Source organism: Pseudomonas sp. BW16M2 (assembly GCF_014268865.1).
Taxonomy (GTDB): domain Bacteria; phylum Pseudomonadota; class Gammaproteobacteria; order Pseudomonadales; family Pseudomonadaceae; genus Aquipseudomonas; species Aquipseudomonas peradeniyensis.
This window is the reverse complement of record NZ_JABWRI010000075.1, coordinates 1-445: the sequence shown is the minus strand read 5'-3', so window position 1 is coordinate 445 and position 445 is coordinate 1. Positions and strand designations below refer to the sequence as shown.

Genomic DNA, 445 nt, shown 5'->3' with positions numbered 1-445 from the left:
CCATGGCCAATAAAAATCGTCAGCTACGACTGGAAGGATGTACGCGCAGAACGCTGGAGAAAACAAGCCGTAACCCACCAAGGCTCGCACCTCGTAAAAACAGGGATCATGCTGTCCATCGTGGAACCAGGCACCAATAACGTTATCGACCGATTCCCATTGAACAACGAATACGGTGAAGCATCAATTTGGGCCTATGTATGCACTTACATGCAACATGGCCTCTCCGCTGTCCCTCCCGCCCCGCTCAATAGAGACCACAACGATATCCTCTGGTGCCAATTCGCCATGCGTCTGGCGCCAGAGGTCAAGTGGCCTGAGGTGATTGATCACGAGTCGCGAACTAGCCCACAGTCCGTTCCACCTGAAAAGGTAGCGTTGTCATGACGCATGCTTTTGATCAGATCTTCAGTTACTGGCTCGACAAGGGTAATACCGCAGTTCT

General features: G+C 51.9%; 1 protein-coding gene. It reads left to right on the top strand.

The window, feature by feature from the left end; genetic code table 11:
- Positions 1-387, top strand: a 387-nt coding sequence (locus HU735_RS27225; protein WP_238349912.1) for a DUF6708 domain-containing protein, incomplete at its 5' end; no start/stop codon positions are given.
- Between the last annotated feature and the right edge of the window lie 58 nt (positions 388-445).